The organism is Caulobacter hibisci, assembly GCF_016135805.1.
In the GTDB taxonomy this organism is placed as follows: Bacteria; Pseudomonadota; Alphaproteobacteria; order Caulobacterales; family Caulobacteraceae; genus Caulobacter; species Caulobacter hibisci.
Genome location: NZ_JADWOX010000038.1, coordinates 1 through 6,698, shown reverse-complemented (window position 1 = coordinate 6,698; position 6,698 = coordinate 1). Strand labels below are relative to the sequence as shown.

The following is a 6,698-nucleotide window of genomic DNA, read 5'->3' as shown; positions in this document are numbered from 1 at the left end:
CCGGTGGACGCTCACCACCACCCCGTCGCAAGGCGAAACCAGCTCCGACCCCACCGGGTCGATCGCCACCCCATCCCCCAGCATCCGCTGCGCGAACACCGCGTCCGGAACCTCGTCCAAAGGCCCCGCCCAGCCCGCGACGGGCGATCCAAGCACCAGGGTGGACATGGGCGGCACTCTCTGGAAAAGCGGAAAGGCTACTGGCCGGCCGTCAGGCTGACGCGGTCAAGGGCCGGCATCGGATCCAGGCTCTTGGCCGTGAAGGTCAGGCACAGGTCGTGGACGCCCTCGCGGACCGGCAGCACGCCGCTGACCGTGCCCAGGCCCGGACCACGCCCGGCCTTGCCCAGCGGGATGACGGCGATGCGCTCGCCCTTGCAGCCCAGTCGCACCTCCAGCTCGCCGTCCGGCGTGGCCGGCTTGCGGACCACGATCTGGTCCTTGGCCGCGCCGATCTGGAAGTTCCACGGCGCCTGGCCCACGCGGGCCGTCAGGGTCAGCGGCTTGGAAAGATCCGCGCCCTTCCAGATCCAGCACGGGTTCATGACGTCGATGGCGAACACCGCCCGGTCGCCGTCACGGCCATTTTTTGGCGCGTCGTCCTCGAACATCAGCGGGATCGCCGCGCCACACAGCTCCAGCTGCCGGCTCTCGCGGGTGTTGGCCGCCAGCTCGGTGGCGGTCCAGACCCGCGTGCGGCCCAGCGGCTGCTCGCCCAGGAAGCTGCGGGCCTTCAGCACCGTGCCCGCCTTCAGCGACAGGGCCTCGCCATAGGCCGGCGAGGCGGCGGTCGGTTCGGCGCCGTCGGTGGTGTAGCGCAGCTGACCGATCGCCAGGCCGCTCGACAGGCTGGCGGCGATCGCCCCGCCCTGCCCCGGACGCAAGGTCGCCTGGGGTTCGAACGGCGCGGTGTCGGCCGCCACGCCCAACGCCTTCAGCCGCGCCATCTCGGCCGGCAGGCGCGTGGTGAAGCCGTCCCAGTCGCGGCGCTCTTCTTTCGTCCAGGCCGTCTCGGCCAAGGCGACCAGGCGCGGGAAGGCCATCAGCTGCGCGCGCTCGTCGGTGCGCACATGCTCGGTCCACAGATTGGCCTGGACGCCGAGGATGTGCTTGCGCTGGTCGGCGGTGAGCGCATCCGGCGCGGCGTCGAACTGGTAGACGTCCTTGAGGCTGCTGATGATGATCCGCCCCGGCGGCTCGTCCAGCGAAGCGCTCTGCCGGCGGTCGAAATAGAGGGTCGGCTCGGGCGACAGCACGGTGTCGTGGCCCTGGCTGGCGGCGGCGATGGCCCCGTCGATCCCGCGCCACGACATCACCGTGGCGTTCGGCGCCAGCCCCCCTTCGAGGATCTCGTCCCAGCCGATCAGCCGGCGGCCGCGGCCGTTGATGTGCTTTTCGACCCGCTGGATGAACCAGCTCTGCAGACCATGCTCATCCTTGACGCCCAGTTCCTTGATCTTGGCCTGGATGACCGGACTGGCCTTCCACTGGTCCTTGACCGCCTCGTCGCCGCCGACGTGGATGTACTCGGACGGGAACAGGTCCATGACCTCGTCCAGCACGTCGTTGAGGAAATCGAACGTGCCGTCCTCGACATTGTAGAGATAGGGAAAGATCCCCCAGTCGTGCCGCGCCAGGGCTGGCGGGTTGGGCGTCAGGCCCAGCTTCGGATAGGCCACGAGCGGCGCCAGGGCGTGACCCGGCATCTCGATCTCGGGAACGATGGTGATGTTGCGCGCCGCCGCATAGGCCACCAGGTCGCGCACCTGGTCCTGGGTGTAGATCCCGCCGTAGCGCACCGGCTTGCCGGTCTTGGGATCGCGCCCCGCCGCCCCGGCGGGCTGTCGCCAGCCGGAGACCTGGGTCAGCTTCGGGTACTTCTTGATCTCGATCCGCCAGGCTTGGTCGTCGACCAGGTGCCAGTGCAGCGTGTTGAGCTTGTGGGCGGCCATGCCGTCGATGATCGTCCTGATCGTCTCGACCGACTGGTAGTGGCGGGCGCTGTCGAGCATGAAGCCGCGCCAGGCGAAGCGCGGCGCGTCTTCCACCTTGGCGGCGGGCACGTCGACCGGCCCCTTGCTGTCGTCCTGAACCGCCAACTGCCACAGGCTGACCGCGCCGTAGAACAGGCCGGCCCGCTTCAGGGCCGTGATCTTGACCCCGCCGGGCGCGACGTCGAGGGCGTAGCCTTCGCCGTCCGGTCCGCCGCGAACGAGCGAGATCGCCGCCTCGCCAGCCGCCGGCTCGCCCTCGACCACCATGGGACGCAGGCCCCGGGCGCGATGCAGCAGGTCGGCCAGTTGCAGCGCCACGCCGCGCGCCTCGACATCGCCCTTGGCGACATGGATGCGGGTGGCGGCGGTCAGGCGGAAGACGCCGTCGGCGCGCTCGGCCTTGGCCGGTGCGGGCGTCAGGCTGAGCGGCTCAGCGGCCAGCACGGGAACGGCGAAGGCCATGGCCGCGGTGGCCAGCAGCAGAACTTTGATCATGCGGGGAAAGCTCTCACCGGCAAGCTGGCGGCAAAAAGGGAGGCGGGCCGGCCGCAAGACCAACCCGCCCCAGCTCGCTGCTTGCAGTCAGGAGGGGGAAAGGCGCGGCCAGGCTCATGAAGGGATCCTGAACCAAGCCGCGTTGAATGCAAATCAGCGGGTTCGGGGACGCGCCGGTCTTTAAAGCGCGCCCCCGGTCTCGATCCGCCTTAGAAGGCGACGTTCACCGTCGCCTGCAGCTTGCGGCCGGTGCGGTACACGCCCCGGGGCAGCGTCGTGGTGTTGGCGTAGGCGTAGTATTCGCTGTCCAGTAGGTTCTGAGCAGACACCGAGAGGTTGACGTTCTTGGTGAAGGCGTAGCCGGCCGTCGCATCCAGGCCCTTATAGGCGCGGACGAACATCTGGTCGCCGCGATCCAGGCCCGTGAAGTACTTCGAGCGCCAGTTGTAGGTCACCCGGGCCGAGAACGGACCCTTTTCGTAGAACGGGCTGACGTTGATCTGGTGCTTGGAGTTGTAGGGCAGCGGGGCGCCGTCGTCGGCCTCGCCGTCGGCATAGGTGTAGTTGGCCAGCAGGCCGAAGCCGAGACCGAAGGTCTGCTGGTAGGCCACCGCCGCGCCCTTGACCGTGGCCGAGCCGGCGTTGGTCGGACGGCTGATCTGGTAGGTGGTGACCGCGTTGCGCGCCTGGTTGAAGTGCTGCTCGGCGACCGTCTTCTGCAGGATGTAGTTGCTGATGTCCTTGTGGAACAGCTCGGCCGACAGGATGGCTTCCGGCGCGAAGTACCACTCGAGCGAGACGTTGATGTTGCTCGACTTGTAGGGGTTCAGGTCCGGGTTGCCGCCGCCGCCGGTCAGGATCTGGTCGGAGAGCCAGAAGTAGTTCGACATGTCGGCGTAGTTCGGGCGCGAGATCACCTGGGCCGCGGCGAAGCGGAAGACCAGGTCCTGCTGCACGTCGACGATGACGTTCAGGCTGGGCAGGAAGTCCTCGTACGACTTGGACTTGACGGTCCAGGCCCAGTCGGCGGCCGTGGTGCCGCAGCCGCTGGCGGTCTGGTTGACGCAGGTGTAGCCGCCGCTGTCGGACTCGGTCTTCACGTAGCGCAGGCCGAAGTTGCCGCGCACGTTGTCGGCCTCGAAGTCGGCCTGGCCGTAGAGGGCGTTGATGGTCTCCTCGATGCCCCAGTTCTGGGCCGTGAACTCGGCGTTGCCGAAGATCGTCGGCACCGGCTTGGCCTGCCACGGACGCAGGTAGCCGCCGGCGGCGATGTAGTTGGCCAGGGCCTCGCCGTCGATCTTGAAGCGGCTGCCCATGGCGTCGGTGACGCCGTCGAAGCCCTTCAGGTAGTTGCTGGGCACGGTCGACGGGCTGAACTGCGAGGCGCTGGCCGGGTTGCCGTAGACCGAGACGGTCACGCCCGACATCGCCTGGGTGGTCTCGTGCTTGCGGTACTTGTAGCCGATCTGGACGCGCTTGATCACGCCCTCGAAGTCCTTGCCCGCGTCGATCTGGGCGTAGGTCTCCTTGTCGGTGGTCGGCTTGGAGACGATGTTGCCGCCCCAGCCGGCGTTGTAGCCGGTCGGGCCGACCGACGGATCGCCGCCGCCCCAGCCGCCGTCGAACGAGAACTTGCTGGCGTCGCCCAGCGGATTACCGTCGGCGGTCGGGTTGGTGTAGGTCAGCACGCCCGGCGAGCCCGGCGTTCCGGTGAAGTCGACCGTGTAGTCGGCCCAGTTCAGGAACTCGCCGTACAGCTGGCGGGTGGTGCCGCCGTCGGCCTTCGAGTAGCCGGCCTCGCCCGAGACGTCGATCCCGTCGCCGGTCCACTTGCCGGTCAGGTGATAGGTGTCGGAGTTCAGCTCGGCTTCGCGGTACTGCACGTCCAGCACGCTCAGGGCATGCTTGAACGAGGCCTTGCGGATGACGTTGTCCTCGACGGTGATCGCGGTCAGCGCGCCGATGCTGTTCCAGGTGTTGCCCTGGAAGGCGAACAGCGACTGGTTGGTGTTGTCGTAGGTGGCCTTGATCTTCAGCCAGTCGAAGTTGAACTCGAGGGCGTCGGTCGGGCGCCACTGGACGGCGGCGGTGTAGCTGTCGCGGACGCGCTCCTGCTCGAAGTAGGAAACCGACAGCGAGTTGACGCCGCGGGCGTTCGGATTGGCCGCCAGGGTGGTGGCGCAGGTTCCGGTGCAGTTGCCGTTGGTGATCGAGCTGACCGGGTTTTCCGGATTGCCGCCGTTATAGTAGCTGGCCGGGATCGTGCCGTAGGACTCGATGCCGTCGCGGCGCAGCTGGTCCTTGGCGTGCTGGGCCGAAACCGCGATGCCGAAGGTGCCGGCCTCGTTCTTCCAGCTGCCGAGCACGGCCACCTGCGGGTCGGACTCCTTGGAGCGATCGTTGTAGAGATAGCTAAGCGAGCCCTGGAGGGTCAGCGACTTCAGGTCCAACGGCTTGCGGGTGTTGACGATCACCGTGCCGCCGATGCTGCCTTCGTCGAGGCGGGGCTCGGGCGACTTGTAGACCTCGACCTTGCCGACGATCTGCGGGGCCAGCAGGGCGTAGTTGAACGTGCGCCCGGGCTGGTCAAGGATGAACCAGTCGGCCGAGGCGACCGTCTGGCCGTTCAGCAGAGTGCGGTTCAGGGCCGGGTCGGTGCCCAGGATCGAGACCTTTTCACCTTGACCGAACTGGCGGTCGACGGTGACGCCCGGAACGATGGTCAGCGCTTCGGCGACGTTCGAGCTCGGAAACTTGCCGACGTCCTCGGCCGTGACCACGTCGACGATGGCGTTGGCGTTACGCTTGGATTCAATGGATTGCTGCAGCGACGCGCGAATGCCGGTGACGACGACTTCCTCTACGGAGGTCGCGGTCTCCTGCGCCATCGCTGGCGCGGCTGCGAGAACGGCCAGCAGGCTGGCGGAAGCGGTCAGGACCGCCTTGTGAAAGCTTTTCATAATCGGCTTCTCCCCTTTTGCCGGGTCCATGGACCCGGAGCCGAACCCCAAGCCCAATCCGATACCAATTTCTCGCGGCAAAGCCGCAAAGAGCGGTACTTCTCAGACCTCGGAGTGTGACTGTGACGAAATTTTTGCGCATGACAATACCTAAAAAGAACCAATTGCAGACCATGAGATAATTGGTATGAAAATGGTCATGAACTGTTGCGAGCGCTCTTCGGCGGCTCGTATCCAGGCGGTTGCAGGCTCCAAGGCCTGTGATCAGGGGGTAGTGGGGACCTGATGCTGTTTTCCGAAAAGATCGGCGGCCTCGACGGGCACGGGCAGGACCACGCCCCGCTGTACAAGCAACTTCAGCGCGCCCTGCGCGAGGCGATCCAGAAGAAGATCCTGGCGCCGGACGACGCCCTGCCGGCCGAACGCGACCTTGCCGAAGAATTCAGCATTTCGCGGATCACCGTTCGCAAAGCGCTCGACGGCCTGGTCAGCGAAGGCCTGCTCAACCGCCGCCAGGGCGCGGGCACCTTCGTCGCCTCGCGAGTCGAAAAGAGCTTCTCGGCCCTGTCGTCGTTCACCGAGGACATGATCTCGCGCGGCCGGGTCCCGCACAGCGAATGGATCAGCCGCAGCGAGGGCCAGGTGACCCCCGAGGAGTCGCTGACGCTGGGCCTGTCGCCCGGCACGCCGGTCTATCGCTTCGCCCGCATCCGCTACGCCGACGGCTCGCCGATGGCGGTCGAATACACCACCATCGCCGCCTTCGCCCTGCCCTCCACCGACATCGTCGGCACCTCGCTGTACGAGGCGCTGGAGAAGACCGGGCATCGGCCGGTGCGCGCCCTGCAACGGCTGCGGGCCATCCTGTTCGCTGACGAGCAGGCCGAGCTGCTGCACGTGCCGGTCAAGGACGCGGGCCTGCTGATCGAGCGACGCGGCTTTCTCAAGGACGGCCGGGCGGTGGAAGTGACCCAGTCCTACTACCGCGGCGACGCCTACGACTTCGTGGCCGAACTCAACGCCCTGTCCTGAGCCTGAGCCACGAAGAGGAAGCGTCTTGGAGGCGACCGTCTTGACCCGACCCGAAGCACCGGCCCTGACAGCCGAAGCCACGCGGATGTTCCAGGAGGCCGGCGAGGCCTCGGCCGTGGTGGCGCGGCAGCTGGCGGCCAATGCCGAGGCCGTGGAGAAGATCGCCGAGCGCCTGCGGGCTAGCCCGCCCCGGGCCGTGGTCACCTGCGCGCGGGGG

Annotated in this window: 4 protein-coding genes and 1 pseudogene; 2 read left to right on the top strand and 3 right to left on the bottom strand. The window is 67.4% G+C overall.

Annotated features, from left to right (window positions below):
* The 3 genes from I4Q42_RS25715 to I4Q42_RS25705 form a co-directional block, all read right to left on the bottom strand.
* Positions 1 to 168, bottom strand: a 168-nt coding sequence (locus I4Q42_RS25715) for a PTS glucose transporter subunit IIA (protein WP_198578959.1), incomplete at its 3' end; no start/stop codon positions are given.
* 29 nt (positions 169 to 197) lie between these two features.
* The gene (locus I4Q42_RS25710; protein ID WP_198578958.1) at positions 198 to 2,489 is read right to left on the bottom strand and encodes a family 20 glycosylhydrolase; all 2,292 of its coding nucleotides are present in this window, start codon (positions 2,487 to 2,489) and stop codon (positions 198 to 200) included.
* A 209-nt stretch (positions 2,490 to 2,698) separates the two neighbouring features.
* Positions 2,699 to 5,449 carry a TonB-dependent receptor gene (locus tag I4Q42_RS25705; RefSeq protein WP_198578957.1) on the bottom strand — a complete coding sequence of 917 codons (2,751 nt, stop codon included), beginning with the start codon at positions 5,447 to 5,449 and terminating at the stop codon, positions 2,699 to 2,701.
* Positions 5,450 to 5,734: 285 nt separating this feature from the next.
* On the opposite strand from I4Q42_RS25705, the gene I4Q42_RS25700 reads away from it, so the two are divergent.
* Both I4Q42_RS25700 and I4Q42_RS25695 read left to right on the top strand, forming a co-directional pair.
* Positions 5,735 to 6,481, top strand: coding sequence for a GntR family transcriptional regulator (locus tag I4Q42_RS25700; protein WP_198578956.1), 747 nt, complete (start codon positions 5,735 to 5,737; stop codon positions 6,479 to 6,481).
* Positions 6,482 to 6,506: 25 nt separating this feature from the next.
* Positions 6,507 to 6,698 (top strand): annotated as a pseudogene (locus tag I4Q42_RS25695) (SIS domain-containing protein); the annotation flags it as partial.

Excerpts from the sequence above, each read along its gene's own strand:
- I4Q42_RS25710 (WP_198578958.1), bottom strand. The coding sequence starts at position 2,489 with ATGATCAAAGTTCTGCTGCTGGCCACCGCGGCCATGGCCTTCGCCGTT.
- I4Q42_RS25705 (WP_198578957.1), bottom strand. The coding sequence starts at position 5,449 with ATGAAAAGCTTTCACAAGGCGGTCCTGACCGCTTCCGCCAGCCTGCTG.
- I4Q42_RS25700 (WP_198578956.1), top strand. The coding sequence starts at position 5,735 with ATGCTGTTTTCCGAAAAGATCGGCGGCCTCGACGGGCACGGGCAGGAC.